General features: G+C 61.5%; 24 protein-coding genes. 7 read left to right on the top strand and 17 right to left on the bottom strand.

The features are described 5' to 3' along the window. Positions 1 to 11: 11 nt before the first annotated feature. The gene (locus tag ACKZ62_RS01040) at positions 12 to 1,403 is read left to right on the top strand and encodes an L-cystine transporter (RefSeq protein ID WP_447096229.1); all 1,392 of its coding nucleotides are present in this window, start codon (positions 12 to 14) and stop codon (positions 1,401 to 1,403) included. 78 nt (positions 1,404 to 1,481) lie between these two features. Here the strand turns inward: ACKZ62_RS01040 and ACKZ62_RS01035 are convergent, their stop codons facing one another. Then, positions 1,482 to 1,994, bottom strand: coding sequence for a dihydrofolate reductase (locus tag ACKZ62_RS01035; RefSeq protein ID WP_095185145.1), 513 nt, complete (start codon positions 1,992 to 1,994; stop codon positions 1,482 to 1,484). A 69-nt stretch (positions 1,995 to 2,063) separates the two neighbouring features. Here ACKZ62_RS01035 and ACKZ62_RS01030 point away from each other — a divergent pair, with 69 nt between their 5' ends. Both ACKZ62_RS01030 and ACKZ62_RS01025 read left to right on the top strand, forming a co-directional pair. Beyond that, positions 2,064 to 3,443, top strand: coding sequence for a DUF2868 domain-containing protein (locus ACKZ62_RS01030; protein ID WP_447096228.1), 1,380 nt, complete (start codon positions 2,064 to 2,066; stop codon positions 3,441 to 3,443). Beyond that, entirely contained in the window at positions 3,436 to 4,803 is a 1,368-nt protein-coding gene (locus ACKZ62_RS01025; RefSeq protein ID WP_032884183.1) for a DUF3482 domain-containing protein, read from the top strand. The genes ACKZ62_RS01030 and ACKZ62_RS01025 overlap by 8 nt, the downstream gene beginning before the upstream one ends. Here the strand turns inward: ACKZ62_RS01025 and ACKZ62_RS01020 are convergent. The 7 genes from ACKZ62_RS01020 to ACKZ62_RS00990 all read right to left on the bottom strand — a co-directional run bounded on the left by ACKZ62_RS01020 (position 4,800) and on the right by ACKZ62_RS00990 (position 13,801). Then, positions 4,800 to 5,354, bottom strand: a complete 555-nt coding sequence (locus tag ACKZ62_RS01020; protein WP_122681960.1) for a phosphonate degradation HD-domain oxygenase — start codon at positions 5,352 to 5,354, stop codon at positions 4,800 to 4,802. The two genes, ACKZ62_RS01025 and ACKZ62_RS01020, sit on opposite strands and share 4 nt — an antisense overlap. Next, positions 5,354 to 6,487, bottom strand: coding sequence for a TIGR03364 family FAD-dependent oxidoreductase (locus ACKZ62_RS01015; protein ID WP_032884185.1), 1,134 nt, complete (start codon positions 6,485 to 6,487; stop codon positions 5,354 to 5,356). Before ACKZ62_RS01015 ends, ACKZ62_RS01020 begins: the two co-directional genes overlap by 1 nt. Before the next feature lie 135 nt (positions 6,488 to 6,622). Continuing rightward, a complete protein-coding gene (locus ACKZ62_RS01010; protein WP_095185149.1) occupies positions 6,623 to 7,645 on the bottom strand; it encodes a putative 2-aminoethylphosphonate ABC transporter substrate-binding protein in 1,023 nt (340 codons plus the stop codon). Positions 7,646 to 7,664: 19 nt separating this feature from the next. Then, the gene (locus ACKZ62_RS01005) at positions 7,665 to 9,371 is read right to left on the bottom strand and encodes a putative 2-aminoethylphosphonate ABC transporter permease subunit (RefSeq protein ID WP_032884190.1); all 1,707 of its coding nucleotides are present in this window, start codon (positions 9,369 to 9,371) and stop codon (positions 7,665 to 7,667) included. A 1-nt stretch (position 9,372) separates the two neighbouring features. Next, a complete protein-coding gene (locus ACKZ62_RS01000) occupies positions 9,373 to 10,437 on the bottom strand; it encodes a putative 2-aminoethylphosphonate ABC transporter ATP-binding protein (RefSeq protein ID WP_032884191.1) in 1,065 nt (354 codons plus the stop codon). A 237-nt stretch (positions 10,438 to 10,674) separates the two neighbouring features. Beyond that, positions 10,675 to 11,538: a LysR family transcriptional regulator gene (locus tag ACKZ62_RS00995; RefSeq protein ID WP_032884193.1), complete on the bottom strand. Its 864-nt coding sequence runs from the start codon at positions 11,536 to 11,538 to the stop codon at positions 10,675 to 10,677. Positions 11,539 to 11,554: 16 nt separating this feature from the next. Next, a complete protein-coding gene (locus ACKZ62_RS00990; RefSeq protein WP_447096227.1) occupies positions 11,555 to 13,801 on the bottom strand; it encodes a heavy metal translocating P-type ATPase in 2,247 nt (748 codons plus the stop codon). Between the two features lie 85 nt (positions 13,802 to 13,886). Between ACKZ62_RS00990 and cadR the strand changes: the two genes are divergently transcribed. After that, on the top strand, positions 13,887 to 14,327 hold the full coding sequence (gene cadR, locus ACKZ62_RS00985) for a Cd(II)/Pb(II)-responsive transcriptional regulator (RefSeq protein WP_032884195.1): 441 nt from the start codon (positions 13,887 to 13,889) through the stop codon (positions 14,325 to 14,327). A gap of 116 nt (positions 14,328 to 14,443) precedes the next feature. On the opposite strand, the gene ACKZ62_RS00980 is transcribed toward cadR, so the two are convergent. The 3 genes from ACKZ62_RS00980 to ACKZ62_RS00970 all read right to left on the bottom strand — a co-directional run bounded on the left by ACKZ62_RS00980 (position 14,444) and on the right by ACKZ62_RS00970 (position 16,993). Then, a complete protein-coding gene (locus ACKZ62_RS00980) occupies positions 14,444 to 15,277 on the bottom strand; it encodes a thymidylate synthase (RefSeq protein WP_015886389.1) in 834 nt (277 codons plus the stop codon). A 55-nt stretch (positions 15,278 to 15,332) separates the two neighbouring features. Then, positions 15,333 to 16,145, bottom strand: a complete 813-nt coding sequence (lgt, locus tag ACKZ62_RS00975; protein ID WP_032884196.1) for a prolipoprotein diacylglyceryl transferase — start codon at positions 16,143 to 16,145, stop codon at positions 15,333 to 15,335. A gap of 65 nt (positions 16,146 to 16,210) precedes the next feature. Further along, positions 16,211 to 16,993: a sulfite exporter TauE/SafE family protein gene (locus ACKZ62_RS00970; protein WP_032884198.1), complete on the bottom strand. Its 783-nt coding sequence runs from the start codon at positions 16,991 to 16,993 to the stop codon at positions 16,211 to 16,213. Between the two features lie 121 nt (positions 16,994 to 17,114). Between ACKZ62_RS00970 and ACKZ62_RS00965 the strand changes: the two genes are divergently transcribed. Next, positions 17,115 to 17,861 (top strand): NRDE family protein, encoded by a 747-nt coding sequence (locus ACKZ62_RS00965; protein ID WP_032884199.1) that lies wholly within the window; start codon positions 17,115 to 17,117, stop codon positions 17,859 to 17,861. A gap of 126 nt (positions 17,862 to 17,987) precedes the next feature. Here ACKZ62_RS00965 and ptsP read toward each other — a convergent pair whose 3' ends face one another. After that, positions 17,988 to 20,267 (bottom strand): phosphoenolpyruvate--protein phosphotransferase, encoded by a 2,280-nt coding sequence (gene ptsP, locus ACKZ62_RS00960; RefSeq protein ID WP_032884201.1) that lies wholly within the window; start codon positions 20,265 to 20,267, stop codon positions 17,988 to 17,990. Between the two features lie 22 nt (positions 20,268 to 20,289). Continuing rightward, on the bottom strand, positions 20,290 to 20,769 hold the full coding sequence (locus ACKZ62_RS00955) for an RNA pyrophosphohydrolase (protein WP_003176750.1): 480 nt from the start codon (positions 20,767 to 20,769) through the stop codon (positions 20,290 to 20,292). Positions 20,770 to 20,912: 143 nt separating this feature from the next. On the opposite strand from ACKZ62_RS00955, the gene ACKZ62_RS00950 reads away from it, so the two are divergent. Continuing rightward, positions 20,913 to 21,572, top strand: coding sequence for a histidinol-phosphatase (locus ACKZ62_RS00950; RefSeq protein WP_032884204.1), 660 nt, complete (start codon positions 20,913 to 20,915; stop codon positions 21,570 to 21,572). 149 nt (positions 21,573 to 21,721) lie between these two features. Here ACKZ62_RS00950 and ACKZ62_RS00945 read toward each other — a convergent pair whose 3' ends face one another. Then, positions 21,722 to 22,135, bottom strand: a complete 414-nt coding sequence (locus ACKZ62_RS00945; protein WP_095185153.1) for a DUF2269 family protein — start codon at positions 22,133 to 22,135, stop codon at positions 21,722 to 21,724. Between the two features lie 42 nt (positions 22,136 to 22,177). Then, positions 22,178 to 23,692: a threonine ammonia-lyase, biosynthetic gene (gene ilvA, locus ACKZ62_RS00940; protein ID WP_032884206.1), complete on the bottom strand. Its 1,515-nt coding sequence runs from the start codon at positions 23,690 to 23,692 to the stop codon at positions 22,178 to 22,180. 136 nt (positions 23,693 to 23,828) lie between these two features. Here ilvA and rpiA point away from each other — a divergent pair, with 136 nt between their 5' ends. Next, the gene (gene rpiA / locus ACKZ62_RS00935; protein ID WP_017253881.1) at positions 23,829 to 24,500 is read left to right on the top strand and encodes a ribose-5-phosphate isomerase RpiA; all 672 of its coding nucleotides are present in this window, start codon (positions 23,829 to 23,831) and stop codon (positions 24,498 to 24,500) included. 51 nt (positions 24,501 to 24,551) lie between these two features. On the opposite strand, the gene ACKZ62_RS00930 is transcribed toward rpiA, so the two are convergent. Both ACKZ62_RS00930 and ACKZ62_RS00925 read right to left on the bottom strand, forming a co-directional pair. Then, positions 24,552 to 25,466, bottom strand: coding sequence for an SdiA-regulated domain-containing protein (locus tag ACKZ62_RS00930; RefSeq protein ID WP_181639293.1), 915 nt, complete (start codon positions 25,464 to 25,466; stop codon positions 24,552 to 24,554). Positions 25,467 to 25,586: 120 nt separating this feature from the next. Beyond that, positions 25,587 to 26,513: an SdiA-regulated domain-containing protein gene (locus ACKZ62_RS00925; RefSeq protein WP_095185154.1), complete on the bottom strand. Its 927-nt coding sequence runs from the start codon at positions 26,511 to 26,513 to the stop codon at positions 25,587 to 25,589. Between the last annotated feature and the right edge of the window lie 98 nt (positions 26,514 to 26,611).

Below are 26,611 nucleotides of genomic sequence, written 5' to 3'. Positions count from 1 at the left end.
ACGGAGCTTCAATGAATCTGCCCCTGATTCTCAACTTACTCGTGTTCGTGGCCCTGCTATTGGGCCTGGCACAAACCCGTCGCACAAACTGGAGCCTCGCCAAGAAGGTTCTGTTTGCCCTGGTCCTGGGCGTGGCGTTTGGTGTGGCGCTGCACAGCATTTACGGTGCCGGCAACCCGGTGCTCAAGGCCTCCATCGGCTGGTTCGACCTAGTCGGTAACGGCTACGTGCAGTTGCTGCAAATGATCGTGATCCCGCTGGTATTTGCCTCGATCCTCAGCGCTGTGGCGCGCCTGCATAACGCAGCGTCCTTGGGCAAGATCAGCTTCCTGACCATCGGCACGCTGCTGTTCACCACCGCGATTGCGGCATTGATCGGTATCGGTTTGACCAACCTGTTCGGCCTCACCGCCGAGGGCCTGGTGGCCGGCACCCAGGAAATGGCGCGCCTGCAAGTGATCCAGAGTGATTACGCAGGTAAGGTCGCCGACCTGAACATCCCTCAATTGCTGCTCTCGTTTGTGCCGTCAAACCCGTTTGCCGACTTGGCCCGCGCCAAGCCGACGTCGATCATCAGCGTGGTGATCTTCGCTGCATTCCTGGGGGTTTCCGCGCTGCAACTGCTCAAGGATGACGTGGAAAAAGGCCAGAAAGTGCTCAACGCCATCGACACCCTGCAAGCCTGGGTGATGCGTCTGGTGCGCCTGGTGATGAAACTGACCCCGTACGGCGTATTGGCGCTGATGACCAAAGTGGTCGCCGGTTCCAACCTGCAAGACATCATCAAGCTCGGCAGTTTCGTGCTGGTGTCGTACCTGGCCCTGGGCCTGATGTTCGTGGTGCATGGCCTGCTGCTGTCGCTGGCCGGGATCAACCCGCTGCGCTTCTTCCGCAAGGTCTGGCCAGTGCTGACGTTTGCCTTCACCAGCCGTTCCAGCGCGGCGGCTATCCCGCTGAGCATTGAGGCGCAGACTCGCCGCCTCGGCATTCCGCAATCCATCGCCGGTTTCGCTGCTTCGTTCGGCGCGACCATCGGCCAGAACGGTTGCGCCGGCCTCTACCCGGCCATGTTGGCGGTGATGGTGGCGCCGACCGTGGGCATCAACCCATTGGACCCGCTATGGATCGCGACCCTGGTGGCGATTGTGACCCTGAGTTCGGCCGGTGTTGCTGGCGTGGGTGGCGGTGCGACGTTTGCCGCGCTGATCGTGCTGCCGGCCATGGGCTTGCCGGTCTCACTGGTGGCGCTGCTGATTTCCGTGGAGCCGCTGATCGACATGGGCCGTACGGCGTTGAACGTGAATGGTTCGATGACGGCAGGGGCAATTACCAGCCAGATCATGGGGCAGACGGACAAGGCGTTGTTGGATGCAGATGAGCATGCGGAGTTAGCGCAGGCCTGATAGACCGCCATCGGGGGCAAGCCCCCTCCCACATTTGGACTGCACTTCAATGTGGGAGGGGGCTTGCCCCCGATGCTTTTAGACTTTTTCCCAGACTTCGAAGTTGTAAGCCGGCTTATCACCTTCGGCTGGGTTTGGCAGATTGGAAACCAACGTCCACTGGTTCGCATCAAACTCCGGAAACCACGCATCCCCTTCCGGACTCAGCGCCACGCGCGTGAGATATAACCGATCCGCCTGCTCCAGCCCCTGCGCATACAGCTGCGCGCCACCGATCAGCATCAACTCATCCACGCCCTGCTCCAGCGCCCAGGCTTCAGCCCGCGCCACGGCGGCATCGAGTGACGGAAAAACTTCCGCACCTTCAAGCTTAAGATCGGTCTGACGGCTGACCACCAGGTTCAAGCGCCCAGGCAGCGGTCGCCCCAGAGAATCCCAGGTCTTGCGCCCCATGATGATTGGCTTGCCAAGGGTGGTGGCCTTGAAATATTTGAAATCCCCCGGCAAATGCCAGGGCATGCTGTTATCGACGCCGATCACGCGGTTTTCACCGAGGGCTGCGATCAGGCTTAAAGGGAGAGTTTTTTTCATGGCGACGAGAATACCAGAGCCAAGACCTAGCGGTTATGCTCCAACCTCACTTGCTCAACAGGACGGCGCGTGACTGCACTGAACCCGCTGCAAAAACTCTGGCTGACAGAAACCGTGCGCCTGCGTGAAGAACACGCAGGCGCCCTGGAAGACTTGGAAGCCAACCGCCTGGCCCGCACGGCTGGCGGCGATCTGCCGACGCGCATCCAGCATCGCGCCTTGCATCTGGCCGAGCGCGATGGGCTGACTGCCGCCCTCACCCGCTGGCTGCAAGGTGCGCGTTTGGCACTGGCGCTGCTGGCGCTAGTCGCCGTTATCAGCGGCGCCGGGCTGGCCTTCGCGGCACTGGGCAACGGCTTGGCCCCGGTGAATGTGTTCTGGGCCCTGGGCAGCCTGCTCGGTTTGAACCTGATCCTGTTGATAAGCTGGGCACTGGGCCTGCTGTTTGCTGGAGAGCACAGCGCCAGCCTTGGTCGCTTATGGCTGTGGCTCAGTGAAAAACTCGCCCGTGACGCCAAGGCCGCGCAATTGGCCCCGGCGTTATTGCTGTTGTTGCAGCGCCAGAAACTCAATCGCTGGGCAGTCGGTGTGCTGGTCAACGGACTGTGGCTACTGGCATTGCTCAGCGCGCTGGTCATTCTGCTGACACTGCTCGCCACAAGGCGCTACGGCTTTGTGTGGGAAACCACCATTCTCGGTGCCGACACCTTCGTCGCCGTCACCCAGGCCCTCGGTGCCCTGCCCGCTGTGCTTGGTTTCAATGTACCGACCGTCGAGATGATCCGCGCCAGCGGCGACTCCGCCCTCAATATCGAAAGCGCCCGCCAAGCCTGGGCCGCTTGGTTGGTGGGCGTGTTGCTGGTCTACGGCCTGCTGCCCCGAATCATCCTCGCCCTGTTGTGCCTGTGGCGTTGGAAAGCAGGACGCGCGGCCTTGCGTCTGGACCTGAACCTACCGGGCTATAGCCAACTGCGTGAACGCCTGATGCCAAGCAGTGAACGCCTCGGCGTCAACGACGCCGCGCCCGAGCAACTGCACCACGTTACCGGCGGCGTCAGCGAGCTGGAAAGCGACGGCGCCCTGCTGGTGGCCATCGAGCTGGACGACCAACACCCCTGGCCGCCCAAGCTACCAGCCCAAGTGAAAAACGCCGGCATCCTAGACAGCCGTGAATCGCGCAACAAGCTGTTGGAGCAGCTCACCCGCTTCCCGCCCGCGCGCTTGGCCATCGCCTGCGACCCCCGCCGTTCGCCGGATCGCGGCAGCCTCGCGCTGATCGCCGAACTCGCGCGCAGCGCCGCAGCCACCCGCGTCTGGCTGCTGCAAGCGCCGCCCGGCCAAGCGCTGGATGCCGAACGCCTCGGCGATTGGCACACCGCGCTGCATCAGCTGGAGCTGCCCTTCGCCGACTGCGCGCCGTTGAACTGGCTGGAGACCGGTCATGACTAAACCGCTGAAACTCGCCGTGGTCGGCCACACCAACGTGGGCAAAACCTCGCTGCTGCGCACCCTGACCCGGGATGTGGGCTTCGGTGAAGTCTCCCATCGTCCCAGCACCACGCGGCATGTAGAAGGCGCGCGCCTGTCGGTGGACGGCGAAGCCCTGCTGGAGCTGTACGACACGCCCGGCCTGGAAGATGCCATCGCCCTGCTTGATTACCTGGAACGTCTCGACCGACCTGGCGAACGCTTGGACGGCCCGGCGCGCCTGGCGCGGTTCCTCGAAGGCAGCGAAGCGCGCCAGCGTTTCGAGCAGGAAGCCAAAGTGCTGCGCCAACTGCTGGCCTCGGACGCCGGTCTGTATGTGATTGATGCCCGCGAGCCGGTGCTGGCCAAGTACCGCGATGAGCTGCAAGTACTAGCCAGTTGCGGCAAACCCTTGCTGCCGGTGCTCAATTTCGTCAGCAGCAGCGACCACCGCGAACCGGACTGGCGCGAAGCCCTGGCCCGCCTCGGCCTGCATGCGCTGGTGCGTTTCGACAGCGTCGCGCCGCCGGAAGACGGCGAGCGTCGTCTGTATGAAAGTCTGGCCCTGCTGCTGGAAAACGCACGACCGCAGTTGGAACGCTTGGTCCTTGATCAGCAAGCCCAACGCCAGGCCCGCCAGCAAAGCGCAGCGCGGTTGATCGCCGAATTATTGATCGACTGCGCCGCGTGCAGGCGCAGCGTGGTCACTGAAGATGAGCAGCAAGCCATCGGCGATTTGCGCAAGGCCGTGCGCCAGCGCGAACAAAAATGTGTGGAGGCCCTGCTCAAGCTGTTCGGTTTCCGCCCACAAGACGCGGCCGCCAGCGACTTGCCACTGCTGGATGGCCGCTGGGGCGACGACCTGTTCAACCCGGAAACCCTCAAGCAACTCGGCGTGCGCGTGGGTGGCGGGATCGCTGCCGGCGCGGCGGCGGGTGCCGGCGTGGATCTGCTGGTTGGCGGGCTGACGCTGGGCGCCGCTGCCCTGGCCGGTGCCATCGCCGGGGGCGCGCTGCAAACCGCGCGCAGCTATGGCAGCCGCCTGCTGGGCAAGATCAAGGGCCAACGCGAGTTGACCGTCGATGATAGCGTCCTGCGCCTGCTCGCCCTGCGCCAACGCCAGTTGCTCAAGGCCCTGAGCGTGCGCGGCCACGCGGCGATGCACAGCATCAAGGTCGATACGCCCCAGGACAAAACCTGGCGCGAAGGCAAGTTGCCGGAGGCGCTGCACAAAGCCCGTGCCCATCCGCAATGGTCGTCGCTCAACCCCCACGCCAAGCTGAGCCAGGCCGAGCGCCAAGAGCAAATCGAGGCCCTGGCCCAACGCCTCGACGAGACCTAAGCTGCCAGCACCTTGCGGGCCTTGGCCTTGAGCACTTCAAGGTCGAGCAGCGGCACGTGCATGTCCTTGGCTTGTTCGTCCCAGTGGCGCATGCGCAGACTGACGTGACAGAGCGGGTCTTGCTCGAAGGCCCGTGCCTCATCGGCCGTCATCACGCCGCCCTGATAAGCCAAGGTTCGACGGCTGGCTTCGCTCAGGCGCGCGTAGTAATCCGGCTGGCTGAAGGTCAGGTAGCGCTTGGCCTGCACGTGATATTCCACCAGCCTGGCCATGCGTTCGCTGAACCCTGCCCGACGCAGGTAATCCGCCCCCAACCGCTCATGGCTGACCACGCCATAACCGCCCATGTTCGCGCCGCCCTGGCCGCAGAGATGGCCGATGTCGTGGAAGAACGCTGCCAATACCACTTCATCATCGAAACCTTCTGCCATGGCCAACTGCGCGGCCTGGGACATGTGTTCGATCTGCGACACCGGCTCGCCGATGTAGTCCGCCGTGCCGTGCAGTTCGTACAAACCAAAGACGTCGGTAATCACCTGTTCCCGGTTCATCACGCCTCCCCACACAACGCGCGGATATTGCGCTCGGCCATCGCTGGTCCCACGCTCATGCCCACGCCGGTGTGCATCAACGCTGCACTCACGCCTGGCGCCGCCCGCAAGAACGAGAACGGCGCCGGTCCACGCGAGCCATATACGCCCTGCCAACGCTCCACCACCTGGATCTTGCAGCCCAGGGTCTGCTGGGCCAGTTCGATCATCCAGTCATCGACCTGTTCGGCGTTGAAGGGCGACGCATCGCTGCCGTACTCGTGGGAATCGCCGATGATCAGTTCGCCGTGAGGCGTCGGGCTGATCAGCAAGTGAATGCCATGCTCATGCAGGTACGGTGCTTCGCGAAGGATCTGCGCCTGCACCGGCGCGGCTTCCGGCAAGTCGGCGAAAGCACCGTAATGCACGCAACTGAGGCCGGTGAGCAAGGCGTGTTGCAGGTTCAGGTTGAGCACCGGCCGGGCGCGCAGCATTTGCAGGCGACAGACCTGCGGGTTGAGCGGCGCAATCGATTCGGCCAGCAGGGTTTGGTAATCGTGGCCGGAGCAGACGATGATCTGCTCGCCACGAAAGCTCCCCGCCGTGCTGTGCAGTTGCCCCGGCTCCACGTCGCGCACGAGCGTGGAGAAATGAAACTCCACGTTCAGCGCTTGCGTCAGGTAGTTGATCAGCGCCGGAATCGCCTCGCGCGAATACAGCTGTTGATCGTCCTTGCCATGCAGCGCGGCGCGGTGGTGGCGGAACTGGCCGCCGTACAGGTCCTTCATTGCTGCGCCTTGCAGCAACTCGACGTTATAGCCGTACTCCTGCGCGCGACCGGCGCAGAAGGCTTCCAGCAGGTGTTCTTCAGCTTCGGTGCGGGCGAACAAGTACGAGCCGTTGCGCTTAAGTTGCAGCCCGGCGACTTGCGCCCACTGCCCCCAGATCTCACGGCTTTCCCGCGCCAGGTCGAGCATCGGCCCCGGTGGTTGGCCGGTGACCAGAGCCTGGCCGAAGTTGCGCACCGAGGCGCCCAACGGCGTGGCGCTGCGCTCGAAGACTTTGACCTTGAGGCCGCGTTTGGCGGCTGCATAAGCGTGGGAAAGGCCGAGGATGCCGGCGCCGATGATCAGCAGGTCGCTGTGGTGTGTCATTTAGTGATGTCCTGTTTTCAAGACCGCCATCGGGGGCAAGCCCCCTCCCACAGTTGACCGCATTCTCATGCAGGAACTCGGTCGACTATGGGAGGGGGCTTGCTCCCGCTAGGGCCATCAGCCCTAACGAAAACCTTACTGACCCGCTACCTTCTCCGACTTTCCGTCATAACGCTTACGCCATTCAGTCAGGATGCTGTCGCGGTTTTTGGAGGCCCAGCCGAAGTCGTTCTTGATCAAACGCTGCTCGTAGTCCGCCGGCAATTCGGTCTGCGGCTTGGCGATTCCCGGCTGGGCGAGCACGGCAAAGTTGTCCTTGTACAACTCCATCGCCGCAGGGCTGGCAGAAAAGTCCGCCAGCTTCTTCGCCGCGTCGGCATGGGCGCTGCCCTTGATCACGGCAGTCGCTTCGATGTCCCAACCCAGGCCCTCTTTGGGCAGGATGATGTCCAGCGGCGCGCCCTGACGCTTGAGCTGTACCGCCGGGTATTCAAACGAGATACCAATCGGGAATTCCCCCGAAGCCGCCAGCTTGCAAGGCTTGGAACCGGAGTGAACGTACTGGCCGATGTTCTGGTGCAGGTCGTCCATGTACTGCCAGCCTTGTTTCTCGCCGAAGGTCTGCAGCCACGCGCTTACGTCCAGGAAACCGGTGCCGGACGACGCCGGGTTGGGCATCACGATCTTGCCCTTGTACTCAGGCTTGGTCAGGTCTTGCCAGCTCACCGGCTTGGTCAGGCCCTGTTTCTCGGCTTCGACGGTGTTGAAGCAGATGGTCGCGGCCCACACGTCCATGCCGACCCAGGCCGGGGGGTTGGCAGCGTCGCGGTAGTTTTTGCCGATCTTGTCCAGGTCCTTCGGCGCGTAGTTGTCGAGCATGCCCTGCTGGTCGAGGATCGCCAGACTGGAGGCCGCCAGTCCCCAGACCACGTCGGCTTGCGGGCGATCTTTCTCGGCCAGCAGCTTGGCCGTGATGATGCCGGTGGAGTCGCGTACCCACTTGATTTCAACATCAGGGTTGGCTTGCTCGAAGGCCTTTTTGTAGGTCTTCAACTGCTCGGCTTCGAGGGCCGTGTACACGGTCAGCTCGGTCTTGGCGAAGGCATTCAGGCTGAATGCAGTGAGTACGGCAGCGACCAGCGCCAGGGGCTTGAACATGGAATACCTCCTTTAAGGGTTATTGGCCGGGCGCGGTCTGGCGCCAGGCTTGGGATCGGCGCAGCGCGCCACGTGAGGCCCACGCCAGCAGCAGCGAGACGCCGGCCGAGGTGAACAGGATCAGGGTCGACATGGCCGCCGCGCCGCCCACATTGCCGGCGTCGTCCATGTTCAACACGGCGACGGCGGCGAGGATGGTGTCGGGGCTGTAGAGAAAGATCGCGGCGGACACGGTGGTCATCGCCGATACAAACAGGTAGCGCACGATGTCCAGCAGCGCCGGCAGGCAGATCGGCACGGTGACGCGCAGGTAATGACGGTACAGCGGCGCCTTGAGCGACAGCGCGGCGGCTTCAAACTCGGCGTCCAGCTGGCGCAACGCGGTGGTGGCGGTCATCTGCGCAGTGGTCAAATAGTGAGCAATGGTGCACACCACCAGCAGGGTCATGGTCCCGTAGAACACGTGCAATGGGTTGCCGTTGAGGTTGAAGAAGAACACGTAGCCCAGGCCCAGCACCAAACCCGGCACGGCCATCGGGACAAAGCTGAGCATGCGCAGCGCCAGGTTCAGGCCCTTCTGACCTTTGGTTTTTTCCATCAGATAGGCGCCGGTGAAGATCAGCACACTGCCGATCAGTGCCGTGCACAAGGCCATGCGCAGGCTGTTGCGATAGGCCAGCCAGCCGCCGCCCGCCGTGTCTTCAAACTGGTAGTGGTTCAGCGACAGCGACAGGTTGTACGGCCAGAATTTCACCAGCGAGGAGTACACCGCCATGCCGAACACCAGCAGCAACACGGCGCAGATCAGTAGGACGATGGCCAGGTAGCAGCCATCCCTTACCCGCGATGGCGTGGGCTGGAACACCTGGGCGCGGCCACTCATGGCGTCGCCATGACGCCGGCGCAACCACGCATCCACGCCAAAACTGAACAGCGCCGGCAGTAGCAACACCATGCCGATCAACGCGCCGCGACCAAATTGTTGCTGGCCGACCACCGCCTTGTAGGCTTCCAACGCCAGCACCTGGTAATCACCACCGACCACCACGGGCACGCCGAAGTCGGTAATGGTCAAGGTGAACACCAGGCAGAATGCGGCGAACACCGCCTGGCGCGTGGCCGGCCAGGTGATGCTGCGAAACGCCCGTGCCGGGCTGGCGCCCATGCTGGAGGCGGCATCGAACAGCCGCGCATCCGCCAGGGACAGCGCCGACAGCAGGATCATCAACGCGTGCGGGAAGGTGTAGATCACTTCCCCGAGCACAATCCCCCAGAAGCCGTAGATGTTGTCCGAAAGCAGCCCGCGCAGCATGCCCTGATTACCGAACAGATAAACCAGCGCAATGCCCGGCAGCATCGACGGTGCCATCAACGGCAGCAGCGACAGGCCTCGCCAGATCGCCTTGCCTGGAATCAACGTGCGTTGCAGCGCGTAGGCAAACAGGTAGGCCAGCGGTACGACAATGGCCGCCACGCTGAGGGAGACTTTCAGGCTATTGCCCAGCAGCCAGTGGAAGTTCTCGCTGGTGATTAATTCCCGAGCGGCCACAAGGCCACCGCCCTGCCCGGCCTCGCTGCTGAAGCCGCGCCAGAAGATCGCCAGCAGCGGCATCAACACGGCAACACTGAGCAGGCACAGCCAGAGCAGTTTGCCGCCGAGCACAAAAATACGGTCGCCGGTTTCGGCGCGGGAAACTTGCCGCGGCAGGGTCATGACAGCGGCCATCTCAGGCAAACACCTGCAGGCTGCGCGGCGGCAAGGCGACCCAGATGTCTTGGGCGCCCAGGCGCGGCATCGCCTCCGGGGCCAGTTCAGCCAGCAGCGGGTGGCCCGGCAGTTGGTCCAGTTCAAAGCTCATGCGGCAGCGGTTGCCGAGGAAGGTGATCTCGCGGACCTTGGCCGCGAACAGGTTTTCTTCATGCACTGGCGGGTTGACGCTGATGGCTTCCGGTCGGCAGAACAGGCGGCCGGACGTGGCCACACCGGCATCCTCGGCCAGGCGCATGTTCATCCCGCCGACCTGGGCATGGCTGGCACTGTTGCGGCTGAACGGCAGCCAGTTGCCCTGGCCGACAAACTCCGCCACGAACGGCGTGGCCGGGCGGTCGTAAATTTCTTGGGGCGTGGCGTATTGCTCGACCTTACCGTTGTTCATTACGGCAATACGGTCGGCCATCAACATGGCTTCGTCCTGGTTGTGGGTGACCATCAGCGTGGTGATGCCCAAGCGCCGTTGCAGCTGGCGCAGCTCGGTGCACAGGTGCTCACGCACGCGGGCGTCGAGGGCGGACATGGGTTCGTCCAGCAGCAGTAACGAAGGGGCCGGCGCCAAGGCGCGGGCCAGGGCAACGCGCTGCTGTTGGCCGCCGGACAGCTGGCCGGGGTATTTCTTTTCGCTGCCGACCAGACCGACCAGTTCCAGCATCTGCCCAACACGCTGGCGCACTTCATCGCGACCACTGCCGGTGAGGCCGTAGCCGATGTTCGCTTCGATGGTCAGGTTGGGAAACAGCGCGTAGGACTGGAACAGAATGCCGTAGTCCCGCGCCTGAGGTGGCAGCAGGGAAACATCGCGATCACCCAGGTAAAGTTCGCCGCTGTCCTGGCGCTCCAGGCCGGCGATGCAACGCAGCAAGGTGGTCTTGCCGCAGCCAGACGGACCCAGCAGACACACCAGCTCGCCGGCGGCGACGTCCAGGGACACGTGGTCCAGCGCGGTAAAGGCGCCGAAGCGTTTCTGGATACCGCGCACTTTCATTGGCGCGCCGGGTTGGGTCAGGACTGTGTTCATGGTGGCACCTCATCGAACTGATGAAGGCCATGCTAGGCGGGCAATGCGTCCCTCTTGTGGCAGAAAGGCAAAAGGGAGTGATAGTGGTATTGGTGGATTTGTGTAGGTGATTTGGAGGGGGGTGCCTGGTTTACCGCAATCGGGGGCAAGCCCCCTCCCACATTTTAATCTGCGAACACATCCCAAGTGTGGGAGGGGGCTTGCCCCCGATTGGCCCTAAAGGCAGCCACCAAACCTCTAAATTGGCGACATTTCCTGCGCCAACCCTAGAAACGCCGCCGGCAGGCGAGCGCCTTTTCGTTCTTTGAGGCAGTACAGGTACTCCGGAATCTGCGGCGCATTCTCAATGGTCAACACCCGCAACTGCGGATCATGGGGCACTTCCTGTCGAGCAATGATGCTGATACCGATATTGCGCAACACCGCCTCCCGGATTGACTCGCGACTGCCGATCTCCAGCAACGGCCCATAGCTCACCCCAGCACCCTGCAGCATTTCCTCGGTAAGCCGTCGGGTGGTGGAACCTGCTTCGCGCATCAATAAGGTGTGTCCGGCCAGGGCAGTCAATGGCACATGATCAAGCTTGGCCAGGGGATGATTGCGATGCACCGCCAACACCAGAGGATCAGTGCCCAATACGCGGCGGATCAAACGCGGGTCTTCCAGCAACTGCGAAGAGGCGGCGACGTCTACGCGGTACTCGTCCAGCGCTTCGAGTACCTGCTGAGAATTGCCGATGTCCACCGACACCTCCACATGGGGCAGGCGTTCGCGAAAGGCTTTGACCAGGTCGAGGATGTAATACGGCGCTGTCGCGGCAATGCGCAAAGCGCCCTGGAGTTGACCACTGTTGCGCAGGAAAAACTCGATGTCCGCTTCCTGCTGCAACAACGCCTTGACCATCGGCAGCAACCGGGCGCCGTCATCACTGACCGTGAGGCGGCGACCACCGCGGTAGAACAGCTCAACGCCGTACTGGCTTTCCAGGTTTCGGATCTGGGTGGTGACTGTGGGCTGGCTCAGGCCGAGTTTTTTCGCCGCCTGGGTAATACTGCCCAGGCGGGCGACCATAAAAAACGCCTTCAGCTCAGCACTCAGCACACCGCCCTCTCATCGTTTATTTGCGCAACAGGCGCAGGCCATTGAACACCACCAGCAGGCTCACGCCCATGTCGGCGAAGACCGCCATCCACATGGTGGCCATCCCCAGGAAAGTGACTGCGAGGAAGATCGCCTTGATCACCAGCGCCAGGGCGATGTTCTGCTTGAGGATACTCGACGTTTGCCGCGACAAACGAATGAATGCCGGTATCTTGCGCAAATCATCGTCCATCAGCGCCACGTCGGCAGTCTCGATGGCAGTGTCGGTACCAGCAGCGGCCATTGCAAAACCGATCTCGGCGCGGGCCAGGGCCGGGGCGTCGTTGATGCCGTCGCCGACCATGCCCACCCGGTGGCCTTGGCCGTAGAGGGTTTCGATGGCTTGCAGTTTGTCGGTGGGCAACAGGTCGCCTTGAGCCTGGTCGATGCCGACCTGGGCCGCAATCGCCTGGGCGGTGTGGGTGTTGTCGCCGGTGAGCATCAGGGTTTTGATGCCCAACTCGTGCAATTGCTGAATGGCCTCGCGACTGCTGTCCTTGACGGTATCGGCCACGGCGAACAGCGCCAGGGGGCCGGACTTATCGAGCAGCAACACCACGGACTTTCCTTGCTTCTCCAGCGCGAACAGCTTTTCTTCCAGCTCAGGCGAGCACAGGCCGAGGTCTTCCACCAGACGGTGGTTGCCCAAGTGGTAAGTCTCACCCTTGATATCGCCGCGCACACCACGACCGGCCAGGGCTTCGAAGTTATCCACAACGTGCACCGGCAGGTTTTTATCCACAGCCGCATTCGCGATGGCCAACGACACCGGGTGGTCAGAACGCCCAGCCAAACTGGCGGCGAGGGCCGGTGCGCTGTCCTCGACGTTTGGGAACAACGCCAAGTAATCGGTCTGCACCGGTTTGCCGTGCGTGATGGTGCCGGTCTTGTCCAGCGCCAGGTAGTCGAGCTTGTAACCACCCTCCAGGTACACGCCGCCCTTGATCAGGATGCCTTTGCGCGCCGCCGCCGCCAGGCCGCTGACGATCGTCACCGGAGTGGAGATCACCAACGCGCAGGGGCAGGCGACCACCAGCAGCACCAGGGCGCGGTAGATCCAGTCGAACCAGACACCGGCCATGAACAGCGGCGGAATAATCGCTACACCCAAGGCAAACAGGAAGACGGCCGGGGTGTAGACCTTGGAAAAACTGTCGACGAAGCGCTGGGTCGGAGCCCGTGCGCCTTGTGCTTGCTCGACGGCGTGGATGATCCGCGCCAGTGTGGAGTTATTGGCCGCTGCCGTGACTTTGTATTCCAGGGAGCCGGCTTGGTTAATGGTGCCGGCGAAGACTTTATCGCCCACAGCTTTTTCAATCGGCAGGCTTTCCCCGGTGATCGGCGCCTGGTCGATGGTGGATTGACCTGCGGTGACTTCACCGTCCAGGCCGATGCGCTCGCCGGGTTTAACCCGGACGATGGCGCCCAGTTCGATGCTTTTAACCTCCTGCTCAACCCAGTTACCGTCGGCCTGCTGCACCGTGGCCTGTTCCGGGGTCATCTGCATCAAGCCGCTGATGGCATTGCGCGCACGGTCCAGGGACTTGGCTTCAATCAGCTCGGCGACGGTGAACAGGAACATCACCATGGCGGCTTCCGGCCACTGGCCGATCAGGATCGCGCCCGTCACGGCGATGCTCATTAAGGCGTTGATGTTCAGGTTGAGGTTCTTCAGGGCGATCCAGCCCTTTTTATAGGTGGTGAGGCCGCCGCTGAGGATCGACACCAGCGCCACGAGGGCGATGACCCACGTCGGCGCGGCATTCGTGAAGTGCAGCACTTCGGCGCCCAACGCACCGACGCCGGACAACGCCAACGGCCACCAGTGTTTTTTGGCAGGCGGTTCGGCAGCCGGGGTACCTTCCTCGATCGGGTCGGCCTGCATGCCCAAGGACTTGATGGCATCGATGATCGGCGCGGTACTCGGCAAGTCGTGGGTGACGCCGAGGATGCGGTTGATCAGGTTAAATTCCAATTGCTGCACACCCGCCAACTTGCCCAGTTTGTTCTGGATCAGCGTTTGCTCGGTGGGGCAGTCCATGGCTTCGATGCGGAAGGTGCTGAGGCGCGAGCCGGCGGTGGGCGCTTCGCTCAATTGCACCAACTCCGGTGCTGGAGTGCCGGAACAGCAGGCACCACCGTGGCCGTGGTTATGCACAGGCGTGAGTTTCTTAGGGCCATGATCGTGATCGTGTTTATGAAGGGTGTGGATGGAGTCGCTCATTCGGTCGCGTCCGTAAAGGTGCCTGTTGCCAAGTAAAGACCCTGTAGCCACTATAGGGTCAAGCACCCATTTGGAGATTGCTGCGATGAAGATCGGCGAATTGGCCAAACTGACTGACTGTCAGGTGGAAACCATCCGTTATTACGAGAAAGAAGGCCTGCTGCCGCCACCGGCGCGCACCGACGCCAATTACCGCGTGTACACCCAGGCGCACACCGAGCGGCTGATCTTTATCCGCAACTGCCGCAGCCTCGACATGACCCTCGAAGAAATCCGCAGCCTGCTCAGCCTGCGCGACAGCCCACAGGACCAATGCGAAAGCGTGAATGCGTTGGTCGACGAGCATATCCACCATGTGAAAGCGCGGATCGACGGGCTATTGGCGTTGCAGGTGCAGTTGCTGGACTTGCGCCAACGCTGTGGCGGCGGGGATCACTGTGGGATTTTGCAGCAGTTGGAGGTCAGCGGGAGTATGCAGGCCAGCGAGGCTGAGCCCTCACATGTAGGCAGAAGCCACGGCCATTAAACGGGCCAAATGTGGGAGGGGGCTTGCCCCCGATGGCGGTGGGTCAGTTAAGTATTGGGTGACTGACCCACCGCAATCGGGGGCAAGCCCCCTCCCACATTGGACGGCGTCAGACGCTAGATAGCGACATCGGCCTTGATGCTTGGATCAGCGTCATAGCCCACAATCTCAAAATCTTCGAACTTGTAATCGTAGATCGACGCCGGCTTACGCTTGATCACCAACTCCGGCAGCTTCTTCGGTGTACGCGCCAGTTGGGTCCGGATCTGTTCCATATGGTTGCTGTAGGCATGGGTATCGCCAGTGGTGACGATGATCTCGTGAGGGATCAAGTCGCACTGTTGGGCCAACATATGGGTGAGCAACGCCAGGGCCGCGGTGTTGTATGGCAGACCAAGGAATACGTCGGAGCTGCGGATGTACAACTGCATCGACAGATGGCCGTCATGCACGAACGCCTGGTACAGCAGGTGGCACGGTGGCAGGGCTTGTTTGCCGTTGCGCGCGTTTTCCTGTGGGCTCTTGGTTTCGTCCGGCAGGTATTCGACGTTCCAGCCGTGGAACAGAATGCGACGGCTGTTGGGGTTGGTCTTGAGCGTGTGCACCATGTAGTCGATCTGGTTGATCGTGCCGCCGTCTTTGGTCGGCCAGGCAGTCCACTGCTCGCCGTAGACCGGGCCCAGGTCGCCGTCTTCGGTGGCCCATTCGTCCCAAATCTTCACGCCGTTTTCGTTGAGCCACTTGATATTGGTGTTGCCGCTCAACATCCAGATCAGCTCATTGGCGATGCTTTTGAAGTGAAGCTTCTTGGTGGTCAGCAGCGGGAAGCCGTCGGCCAAGTTATGCCGATACTGACGGGCGAACACGGCCTTGGTGCCGGTGCCGGTGCGATCGCCCTTGGTCAGGCCATTGGTCACGACGTCGTTCAGTAGTTCGAGATATTGCTTCATGTAAGTACCCGTATCGTTGAAGCCGGAGCCCGCACGCAGGCCCCGGCATTCGAATTTAAAGCGCGGTGTTCTTCAGCGGCTGCGGGCGATTGTACGCCCACCACAGCAGGCCCAGCCCCACGAGGATCATTGGGATGCTCAACACCTGACCCATGGTCAGCCAGCCCCACGCCAGGTAACCCAACTGCGCATCCGGCACACGTACGAACTCGACGATGAAACGGAAGATGCCGTAAAACAGCGCGAACATGCCGGAAACGGCCATGGTCGGGCGCGGTTTGCGCGAGAAAATGTACAGAATGAGGAACAGTGCCACACCTTCCAGTGCGAACTGGTATAGCTGCGACGGATGGCGCGGCAGTTGTGCCGGGTCGCTGAAGGGCGGGAACACCATGGCCCACGGCACGTCGGTCGGCTTGCCCCAGAGCTCGGCGTTGATGAAGTTACCGATACGCCCGGCGCCCAGGCCAATCGGCACCAGCGGCGCAACGAAGTCCATCAGTTGGAAGAACGACTTGCCATTGCGGCGGCCGAACCACCAGGCAGCAATCATTACGCCGATAAACCCGCCGTGGAACGCCATGCCGCCCTTCCACACTTCGAAAATCAGTGTCGGATTGGCGATGTAGGCGGACAGATCGTAGAACAGCACATACCCCAGACGCCCGCCGACGATGACCCCCATGGACAGCCAGAAGACCATGTCGGAGAGTTTCTCCTTGGTCCAGGTCGGGTCGAAACGGTTCAGGCGGCGGGAGGCCAGCAGCCAAGCGCCGCCGATGCCGATCAGGTACATCAACCCGTACCAGTGGATTTTCAGCGGACCGATGGCCAGAGCCACCGGGTCGATCTGCGGGTAAGGCAGCATTGCGACTCCTCGTTAAATCATGCGTTATGGCGACCGGACCATGCCCGGGCGCGATTAAGTCTGCGTTACAGCAAAAAGTTTAAACCCACGCAAAACAGCAAGCCGGCGAACAACCGCTTTAGCAACCGCGGCGACAATCGATGCGCCAGGCGTGCGCCAAAGCGGGCAAACACCATACTGGTCAGGGCAATGCCCAGCAGCGCCGGTAAATACACGAACCCTAGACTATGAGCGGGCAACAGCGGGTCATGCCAGCCCAGAATCATGAAACTTAATGCACTGGCCAGGGCAATCGGCAGGCCACAGGCGGACGAGGTGGCCACCGCCTGTTGCATCGGCACGCTGCGCCAGGTCAAAAACGGCACGGTCAGCGAGCCGCCCCCGATGCCGAAAATGGCCGAAGCCCAGCCAATCACCGTACCGGCCAGGGTCAGGCCGACCTTGCCTGGCACCGTTCGACTGGCCTTGGGCTTGACCTCCAGGGCCAGTTGCACGGCGATGATCAGCGCGAACACGCCAATGATCTTCTGCAAATGCGGACCGGAAATCGCCTCGGCGGTCAGCGCACCGAAACCTGCACCGATCAGGATGCCCACGGTCATCCACACAAAGATCGGCCAACGCACCGCGCCACGTCGGTGGTGCTCACGCACGGCATTGACCGAGGTAAAGATGATCGTCGCCAAGGATGTGCCTACGGCCAAGTGAGTCAGCACCTGCGGGTCGAAGCCCTGCAAGGTGAAGCTGAACACCAGCACCGGCACGATAATGATCCCGCCGCCCACGCCAAACAGCCCGGCGAGCACACCCGCACAGGCGCCCAGCAGCAAATACAGCAGAAATTCCATGGGAGCCCCCGAATCAAGTCCGGCATGTTAACGGATGGAAGGCATGCGGCCCAACTGGATACGATGGAACACCGCTGCCGGTGTGGGTAGAGTGGCAAAAAACACAAAAGGGAATCGCCTGATGTGCCTGATTGTTTTCGCCTGGCGGCCGGGCCACGCCCAACCGCTGATCGTCGCGGCCAACCGTGACGAGTTCTATGCCCGCCCCAGTCTGCCGCTGGCCCAGTGGCCGGACGTGCCCGAAATCTATGCCGGTCGCGATCAGGAAGCAGGCGGCACTTGGCTTGGCGTGAATGCCGATGGGCGATTTGCTGCCCTGACCAATATCCGTGATCCCCACCAACCGCCTGCACGCAAGTCGCGCGGGGAATTGGTGGCGCGCTTTCTCAGCGGTTCACTGCCCATTGACGACTACTTGGCCGACGTTAACGGCCGATCGATTGAATACGCCGGGTTTAACCTGCTGGTGGGCACGCGGGATGAGTTGTGGCATTACAACGCCAATCACACCGAGCCCACGCAGTTGAAAGCGGGCGTGTACGGGTTATCCAACGCAGGGCTGGATACGCCTTGGCCGAAACTGCTTAAGGCCAAAGCTGCGCTGAGTGAGTTGCTGAACAATCCGCAACCCGAAGCGCTACTGGAGATTCTGAGCGATCCGCAGATCGCGCCCTTTGCTGAGTTGCCGGATACCGGCGTGGGGTTGGCGACTGAAAGCCTGTTATCGAGCGTATTTATCGCCAGCCCAAGTTATGGAACACGGGCGAGTACGGCGCTGATTGTAAATGCCGATGGCACGCGGCGGATGGTGGAACGTAGTTTTGGGCCCCATGGTGGCCGACTCGGCGAAGTCGAACTCACGCTCTAGACACACCACAAAACCAATGTGGGAGGGGGCTTGCTCCCGATGGCAGTGTGTCAGTCAGAATATCTGGTACTGACACACCGCCATCGGGAGCAAGCCCCCTCCCACATTTTTGATCGCCGCCAGGCGTTAGAGGGTCTTGGCAGAGGCCGGATTGATCATCCGTGTCAGCCCAAGGTTCTTCAGCGCCAATTGCAGCGAGCTGTGGATAACTTGCGGGTTGTCGATGGTCATCAACTCCGCCAGCAGATCCTTGGCCATACTCAGCTCGACTTGGCGCAACATCCACTTCACCTTCGGCAAGTTGGTGGCGTTCATCGACAGGCTGTCAAAGCCCATCGCCATCAACAGCACCGCCGCCGCCGGATCACCAGCCATTTCACCGCAGATGCTCACCGGTTTGCCTTCGGCATGGGCGTCGCGCACTACGTGTTGCAGCGCTTGCAGCACCGCCGGGTGCAGATAGTCGTAGAGATCGGCTACCCGTGGGTTGTTGCGGTCCACGGCCAGCAGGTATTGGGTCAGGTCGTTGGAGCCGACCGACAGGAAGTCCACCTGCCGCGCCAGTTCTTTGGCCTGGTACACCGCCGCTGGAATTTCGATCATGACGCCAATCGGCGGCATCGGTACGTCAGCGCCTTCGTCGCGCACCTCGCCCCAGGCGCGGTGGATCAAATGGAGCGCCTCCTCCAGCTCATGAGTGCCGGAGATCATCGGCAACAGGATGCGTAGGTTGTTCAGGCCTTCGCTGGCCTTAAGCATGGCGCGAGTCTGTACGAGGAAAATTTCCGGGTGGTCGAGCGTCACGCGAATGCCTCGCCAGCCGAGGAAGGGGTTGTCTTCCTTGATCGGGAAATACGACAGTGACTTGTCGCCGCCGATGTCCAGGCTGCGCATGGTCACCGGCAACGGGTGGAAGGCTTGCAGTTGCTCGCGATAAATCGCCAGCTGCTCCTTCTCACTCGGGAAACGCTGGTTGATCATGAACGGCACTTCGGTGCGGTACAGCCCCACGCCCTCGGCGCCGCGCTGCTGCGCCCGGGCCACGTCGGCCAGCAGTCCGGTATTCACCAACAGCGGTACGCGGTGACCATCAGTGGTCACGCACGGCAACTCGCGCAATGAATCCAGGCCCAGCGCCAGTTGTTTCTCTTCTTCCACCACTTCGGCGTATTGCTTGCGCAGCACGTCGCTGGGGTTGGTGAAGACTTCACCACGGTGGCCATCGACGATCATGTCGATGCCATCGACCTTGGAGTACGGCAGGTCCACCAGACCCATCACCGTCGGAATGCCCATGGCGCGGGCCAGGATCGCGACGTGGGAGTTACCCGAACCGAGAACCGAGACCAATCCCACCAGTTTGCCTTCCGGCACTTCGCCGAGCATGGTGGCGGTCAGTTCTTCACTGATCAGGATGGTGTTGTCGGGGTAGACCAGGTTGGTGGTGCGGTCTTCCTGCAGGTAAGCCAGCAGACGGCGACCCAGGTCGCGCACATCCGAGGCACGCTCGCGCAGGTAGGCGTCGTCCATCAATTCGAAACGGTTGACGTGATCAGTGACCACTTGGCGCAGTGCGCCCTGGGCCCATTGACCGGTCTTGATCACGGTTTTGACTTCGTTCCCGAGGGACGCGTCGTCGAGCATCATCTGGTAAACGTCGAACAGCGCACGTTCTTCAGGGCGCAGTTGGGTGGCCAGCTTGGTCGACAGGTTGCGCATGTCGGCGCGCACGCCTTCCAGGGCGGTCTTGAACAGTTTGATTTCGGCGTCGATGTCGTTGACGGTCTTGTCCGGCACCACATCGAGGTCGGCCGGTGGCAGCATGACCACCGCCGTACCGACGGCAGCACCCGGCGAACCCGGTACGCCGACGAACTTGGCTTCCTGGATGCCCTTGCCCTGACGGCCCAGGCCGCGAATCGAACCCGTGGCCTCGGCGTGGGCAATAACCCCGGCGAGCTGCGCGCTCATGGTCACGAGGAAGGCTTCTTCACCTTCGTCGAACTGGCGGCGTTCTTTTTGCTGGATGACCAACACGCCGACAACGCGGCGGTGGTGAATGATCGGTGCGCCGAGGAATGACGCGTAGCGCTCTTCGCCGGTTTCGGCAAAGTAGCGATAACGCGGGTGATCGGCCGCGTTTTCAAGGTTGAGGGGTTCTTCACGCGTCCCCACCAGGCCCACCAGACCTTCATTGGGCGCCATGCTGACTTTGCCGATGGAGCGCTTGTTCAAGCCCTCCGTGGCCATCAGCACAAAACGGTTGGTCTCTGGGTCCAGCAGGTAAACCGAGCAGACCTGGCTGCCCATGGCTTCCTTGACGCGCAACACAATAATCCCCAACGCCGCCTTGAGATCCTTGGCGGAGTTAACTTCCTGGACGATCTTGCGCAGCGTATTGAGCATGGCTCGGGGTCGAACTCCGTCGTCAGTCGCGCGCTAAAAGGCGCGGGGCAAGCTCTTTGAGAGCGCGACGATAAACCTCGCGCTTGAATGTCACCACCTGGCCCAACGGGTACCAATAGCTGACCCAACGCCAGCCATCGAACTCCGGTTTACCGGTCAAATCCATCCGCACCCGCTGCTCGTTGGAGATCAGGCGCAGGAGAAACCATTTCTGCTTCTGGCCGATGCACAGCGGTTGGCTGTGGGTACGCACCAGGCGTTGCGGCAAACGATAGCGCAACCAGCCACGGGTACAGGCCAGAATCTGCACATCTTCGCGCTCAAGGCCGACTTCTTCGTTCAACTCACGGTACAAGGCGTCTTCAGGGGTTTCGTCGGGGTTGATTCCGCCTTGAGGAAACTGCCAGGCATCTTGGTTGATTCGGCGAGCCCATAGCACCTGTCCGGCATCATTCGTAAGAATAATCCCGACATTAGGACGGAAACCATCGGGGTCGATCACGGCAACAACCTCGCAAACGCATGTCGCCGCATTGTTCCACAAAGGTTGCGCAAGCGGCAACGAGGCTTCTTAGCTTATGTGCACTCTTGTGAAAAGACCGTATTCTGGACGCCTTTTTACAGACTTTTCAGCGAGTAACTGCAATGCGCCTGGCTTTATTCGACTTGGACAACACCCTTATCGGCGGTGACAGCGACCACGCGTGGGGCGATTACCTGTGCGAACGCGGGATTCTCGACCCGGTAGCCTACAAGGCCCGCAACGACGAGTTCTATCAGGACTACCTGGCCGGCAAGCTGGACAACGCCGCCTACCTGAATTTCTGCCTGGAAATCCTCGGCCGCACCGAAATGGCCCAACTGGATGAGTGGCACAACGACTATATGCGCGACTGCATCGAGCCGATCATGCTGCCACTGGCCGTCGAACTGCTGGCCAAGCACCGCGCCGCTGGCGACAAGCTGGTGATCATCACCGCCACCAACCGTTTCGTCACCGCGCCAATTGCCGCACGCCTGGGCGTTGAAACCCTCATCGCCACCGAGTGCGAGATGGAAAATGGCCGATACACCGGGCGCAGCACTGACGTGCCGTGCTTCCGAGAAGGCAAGGTGACGCGCTTGAATCGTTGGTTGGAAGAAACGGGGTATAGCCTGGAAGACAGCTACTTCTATAGCGACTCGATGAATGACCTGCCGCTATTGGAGCAAGTGACGCATCCGGTGGCGGTGGATCCGGATCCGAATCTGCGCGCTGAAGCCGAGAAGCGTGGTTGGCCGGTGATTACGCTGCGTAGCGAGTAACCGTGGTGAGCGGGCTTGCCCCGCGCTGGGCTGCGAAGCAGCCCCAAAACCTGCCAACCGGTCTTATCAGGAAAAATGCGGGCCTTTGTCAGGGCCGCTTCGCAGCTCAGCGCGGGGCAAGCCGGCTCACCACAGAAGCCCTCACCGCGTTAAACCGGCTTGGCGCCCATGAGCCCGGCAATCGCCACAAACCCCACCAGGCTCACCACCGCCAGCACCAGGGTGAAATTCAGGCTGCCGCCCTCGCCTTTGCGCAGGCGATTGAGCCGTGCCACCAGCCAGAACCACGCCAGCGCCGCCACGGTGTAGAGAATGCTGGAGCCCAGAATCCAAGTCTGCCCCAATGGCCAGCCGACCAGGTGCACCAACCACCAGCCGGTGAACGGCATGCTCACCATACAAATACCCATCAGCAACCACACAAACGCCCACGGACGCTGCACGGTGACGGCTGGGCCAGCGCTGCGTTTACGCCAGGCCAGTAGCGCCAAGCCAAGGCCGCTGAGCAACAACACCACGGTGGCCGCGATGTGGACAACTTTCAGGGTGATCAGGGTTTCCATGTTTCGTATTCCTTAGAGGCTGCCCCCAATCAGCGTAGTCGCTCAACCGAGGAACAGTTTGTAGGCCGGGTTATCACTTTCATCCCAATACGGGTAGCCAATCGCCTCCAGCGCTGCCGGTACCAGGTGACGCTCGTTCGCCGGCACTTGCAGGCCGGCGACCACACGGCCATCAGCCGCGCCGTGGTTGCGATAGTGGAACATCGAGATATTCCAGCGCCCGCCCAACTTGTTAAGAAAGTTGAACAGCGCCCCCGGACGCTCCGGGAACTCAAAGCGAAACACCACTTCATTGCTGACGTGCGCGGCATGCCCACCGACCATATGGCGGATGTGCAGCTTGGCCAGTTCGTTCTCTGTCAGGTCGAGCACCGGGAAACCCTGCTCGGTGAGGCTGGCGATCAGCGCGCTGCGCGGGTCGGTTTCCGGGTGGGTCTGCACGCCAACAAAGATGTGCGCCTCGCTGCCGGAGTGGTAGCGGTAGTTAAATTCGGTGATCTGGCGCTTGCCCACGGCCTCGCAGAACGCCTTGAAACTGCCCGGTTTCTCAGGAATGGTCACGGCGATGATGGCTTCACGGCCTTCACCCAACTCAGCGCGCTCAGCCACGTGGCGCAGGCGGTCGAAGTTGACGTTGGCCCCGGAGTCGATGGCGACGAACGTCTGGCCGCTGACACCACGGGTCTCAACGTACTTCTTGATCCCGGCCACACCCAACGCGCCTGCTGGCTCGGTGATGGAGCGGGTATCGTCGTAGATGTCCTTGATCGCCGCACAGATTTCATCGGTGCTCACGGTGATCACTTCGTCGACATAGTCTTTGCAGATTTCAAAGGTGTGCTGGCCGATCTGCGCCACCGCCACGCCGTCGGCAAAGATCCCAACCGTCGGCAAGACCACGCGCTCACCCGCGGCCATGGCAGCTTGCAGGCAGTTGGAGTCGTCCGGCTCGACGCCGATGACCTTGATTTCCGGGCGCAGGTATTTCACGTACGCCGCGATGCCCGCGATCAAACCACCGCCGCCCACGGGTACGAAGATCGCATCCAGCGGCCCTGGATGCTGGCGCAGAATCTCCATCGCCACGGTGCCCTGCCCGGCAATGGTGTGCGGATCATCGTAGGGGTGAATGTAGACGTAGCCTTTTTCGTCGACCAGTTTCAGCGAGTAGGCCAGCGCCTCTGGGAAAGAGTCGCCATGCAGCACCACTTTACCGCCGCGAGAGCGCACGCCTTCGACCTTGATCTCAGGGGTGGTCTTGGGCATCACAATAGTGGCCTTGACCCCCAGCACCTTGGCCGCCAGGGCCAGGCCCTGCGCATGGTTGCCCGCCGACGCCGTGACTACGCCGCGTGCGCGCTCTTCAGCCGTCAACTGAGTCAGCTTGTTGTACGCGCCGCGAATCTTGAACGAGAACACCGGCTGCAAGTCTTCGCGCTTGAGCCAGACCTTGTTGCCCAGCCGCTCGGAGAGCTGGCGGGCGGTCTGCAGCGGGGTTTCTACGGCAACGTCGTAAACGCGCGAGGTGAGGATCTTTTTGACGTACTGTTCAAGCATCGGCGGGAATCACTGGGCGAGTTGGGCAGGGCCGAGGAGTCTAACCCGGCTTTTGGCCGTACGACCACACGAATCCCGAGGTTTTGTTGGGTTATACTCGCGCCCCTCTTTACTCCCCGCCCGTTCCGGAGCCCGCATGACCCAGGATCAACTCAAACAGGCAGTGGCCCAGGCCGCTGTCGATTTAATCCTTCCTAAACTCGACGACAAAAGCATCGTCGGTGTCGGCACCGGCTCCACTGCCAACTGCTTTATCGATGCGCTGGCCCAGCACAAGGGCGCGTTCGATGGCGCCGTGGCCAGCTCCGAAGCCACTGCCGCACGCCTGAAAGGCCATGGGATTCCGGTGTACGAGCTCAACACCGTGAGCGACCTGGAGTTCTATGTCGACGGCGCCGATGAGAGCGACGCGCACCTGAACCTGATCAAGGGCGGCGGCGCAGCCCTGACTCGCGAGAAGATCGTCGCGGCCGTGGCCAAGACCTTCATCTGCATCGCCGACGCCAGCAAGCTGGTACCGGTCCTCGGCGCATTCCCGCTGCCGGTGGAAGTCATCCCGATGGCCCGCAGCCACGTGGCCCGCGAGCTGGTGAAGCTGGGCGGCGATCCGGTGTACCGCGAAGGCGTGCTGACCGACAACGGCAACATCATCCTCGACGTATTCAATATGCAGATCACCAATCCGGTGGAGCTTGAAACGCAGATCAATGCCATCGTCGGCGTGGTCACCAACGGCCTGTTCGCTGCGCGTCCGGCGGATGTGCTGCTCTTGGGCACTTCCGAAGGCGTGAAAACCCTCAAGGCCTGAGGACACCACCAATCCAATGTGGGAGGGGGCCTGCCCCCGAATGGCGGTGTGTCAGGGACTGGGTTTCTTGAACACGTAGAACAGGTTCGGCTCGCTGACCAGGTACAACGTACCTTCGTCGTCCATGGCGATCCCTTCGGCCTGAGGCACACGTTTTTTCAGGCCATGGCGCCCATTGAGTAGAGAAAGACTGCTCAATGGGCGACCGTCGATATCCAGTTCCAACACCAAAAATGACTCATCCGACAGCGCCAGCAGATGGCCGCTGCGCTCGTCGTATTGCAGGCTCGACAGATCGCGTACAAACAGCCCGGCGTCACGTTTGGGGTTATTGATCACGTGCACCGAGTAGGTTTTTTCCGGTTTGAAATGAGGAAACCCGTGGACCTCATAGATCAACATCGGATCGCGCTCCTTGGCCACGAACAGGCGCTTGCCCACTGAGTCATAGGCCAACCCCTCAAAGCCCTTGTTGCCACCTACATGCAGGCCCAGGGTCATTTGCTCTGCATCTGCGGCGTCGAGGAACTGGGTGTCGTCGTCCACATGCACCTTGATCAGGCGCTGTTGGCGTTCATCGGTGATGACGTAGATGTTGTCGCTGATGAACTCCACGGCCTCGGCATCACCAAATCCCACCAAGGGAATGCGCCGCAGGATCTTGCCGTCCAGCGACAACTCGATCAGTTCGGCGTTTTGATTGGTCACGGTAAACAGGCTTTTGCGCACAGGGTCATAGGTGAGTGCCGAGACATCGTCATCGAGCCCCTCGATGACTTGGGCCTCCAGCGTTACCCGGTAATCGGCGAGGCCAATGGAACGCTCATCGGCGGGATGACGCCATGCCTGCCAATTGAACCAAGCGCGCTCGAACAAGCGAAAGTGCTGCCCAGCGACCCCGGCGCAGATCAAGGCGATCAGCACGAACAGAAAAAGAATGGGCTTGGGGCGGGCAAGTCGGCGCATTGGGCGGGCTCAAAATCAAAAGTGGCGAATGAATATCACGCCTGTCTGAATTTAAACTTAAACGCGCCCGGATGTCTGGCGAATGCCGCTGATAGAGAAATATCCGACGTAACTGGTCGATTATTTCTGCTTTTCGAAACGATAGAACAGATTCGGCTCACTCACTATGTACAGAGTGCCTTCCTCATCCATGGTCACCCCTTCCGCACGAGGAATGGTTTTGTTGAGACCATTGAAGCCGCCCAGCAAGGTCATGAAGCTGACTTGTTCGCCCTTCTCGTCCAGCTCCAGCAACAGGTGAGAGTCGGCCGAAAGCGCAAGGAGGTGGCCGGTGCGCGGATCGACAGCCAGGGCCGAGAGGTTGCGCATGTCCAGTTCTTTGCTGGCGAGTTTTTGTTTATCGCCGTTCAGGATCTGGCTGCCGTCGCTTTTCCAGGTAAACAACGCCGGCGGGCGCTCTTCGCCCAACACCAGTTGCTGGTTGCGCTTGTCCCAGGTGATCGCCTCAAAAGCTTTGTTCTGGTCTTTGGACGGGCCCAGGTCGTAGGCCTGGAAATCAGCCTTGTTCAACTGTTGGGTCGTCGCGTCGACCTTGACGATGGTCAGGCTGTGCTGGCGCTCGTCGACCACTGCCATCAGCCCGTTTTCCAGGACCGTCACGCCTTCCGGATTTTCCCAGCCATTGAGCGGCATCTTGCGGAGCACATCGCCTTGCAGGCTCAACTCAACGAGGAACGGGTTTTTGCCCATGACGGAAAACAGCGTTTTGGTCTGCGGGTTGTAGGCGACGTCCGAGGCTTCGTCCTTCTCCATTCCCGGCAACACCTTGGCGTCGATGACCGCGTGGTAGTCCGGCAGCCATACGCTTTCACTGCGCTCGGTGGGCGTCTCGAAGCGCTCCAGCACCCACAGCACGCCGCGGTCATCCCAATGCATGGCCCAGGCAACGCCATAAAAGATGGCCCCCGCCAGAAACAGCCAGGAATACCAGCGCAGGGCAAAACGGGAACGCGGCTTGGGTGTGGCAGAGGGCAGGGACACGGCCATGGGGCGCTTTTTCCGGAAAGTCAGCGTTAGGTGATAGCACAGGATCGACGGGCCCGCGCTCTGGAGGCTGGGGATTATCCGGATGGCGTGTGAAAAAA

It is taken from the genome of Pseudomonas sivasensis, assembly GCF_052938085.1.
Note: the sequence above shows the minus strand (reverse complement) of the source record. Positions and strands in the feature narration are given on the sequence as shown.